This window comes from Vibrio sp. 10N.222.48.A3 (assembly GCF_041475345.1).
GTDB lineage: Bacteria > Pseudomonadota > Gammaproteobacteria > Enterobacterales > Vibrionaceae > Vibrio > Vibrio tasmaniensis_A.
In genome coordinates this window covers 1-1,111 of record NZ_JBFRVX010001400.1, presented here as the reverse complement: position 1 = coordinate 1,111, position 1,111 = coordinate 1, and the positions used below count along the sequence as shown (strand labels likewise).

At 44.5% G+C, this 1,111-nt stretch carries 1 protein-coding gene; it reads left to right on the top strand.

The annotated features are described in order from the left end of the window. Nucleotides 1–176: 176 nt before the first annotated feature. Entirely contained in the window at nucleotides 177–1,076 is a 900-nt protein-coding gene (locus tag AB4653_RS26675; protein WP_009846761.1) for a proline/glycine betaine ABC transporter permease, read from the top strand. Nucleotides 1,077–1,111: the final 35 nt, after the last annotated feature.

Genomic DNA, 1,111 nt, shown 5'->3' with positions numbered 1-1,111 from the left:
TGGCTAAGAAAGTTGAAGCCGAACTGTAAAAGCTTGGTTTAACAACAAGTAATTACGCTTCAACAATAGAACAGAAATAACGTCGCTATACTTGATGTTATTCATGATTCGGAGCCCTTTTCATAGGCGATTACCTCATCGCATGAACAAGTGGCTCCGAACTATAAGGATATAAAATGGCTGACACCAATTGGTTATCAACCTTTCCAGAGATGGAACGCGCTGATTTACGAACCATAAAAAAGACGCTAGATGGCGCATACCGTGAATTCTCTCGTGAATACGGTGAAATGATTGAATCTCTATTTGACCCTCTTCTTTCATTCCTGGTTTGGTTTGAAAAACTTCTTATCTCAACCCCTTGGATTATAGTCCTCGCTGTTTGTACAAGCCTTGTCTACGCCGCGAGTCGCTCTTGGAAACTGGCTTTAGGTTGTGTCGCTTCCCTGCTCCTTATTGGTTACTTTGGTATGTGGGAAGACACCATGCGGACGCTTAGTATCATCACTGTGTGTACCTTGGTTTCGATATTCTTAGGCATTCCGATTGGCATTGCGATGGCTCGTTCGAATCGAGCGCAATCTATCGTTACGCCGATGCTTGATATCATGCAAACCATGCCGGCATTCGTTTACTTGATCCCAGTGGTAATGCTACTCGGCATCGGTAAGATTCCAGGGCTAATCGCCGTGGTTATCTACGCGATTCCACCTGTGATTCGTTTAACCAACCTAGGCATACGCTTAGTCGACAAAGAAGTATTGGAAGCGGCTACCGCTTTTGGTGCGAGCAAAAAGCAACGCTTATGGGGTGTTCAACTACCGTTAGCAATGCCAACGATCATGGCGGGTATCAACCAAACCATCATGATGGCACTGTCTATGGTTGTTATCGCATCAATGATTGGTGTTAAAGGCCTAGGACAACCAGTTCTTAAATCCATCACCAACCAATATTTCACATTGGGCTTGATGAACGGTTTTGCCATTGTTGCCCTCGCAATTCTTTTTGACCGCGCTTCACAGGCATACGCAAGAAGAACCAATGCGCATTTAGGAGGACTCAAGCATGACTAAACCATTGATTGAGATTAGTGGCCTATACAAAGTAC

Excerpts from the sequence above, each read along its gene's own strand:
- AB4653_RS26675 (WP_009846761.1), top strand. The coding sequence starts at position 177 with ATGGCTGACACCAATTGGTTATCAACCTTTCCAGAGATGGAACGCGCT.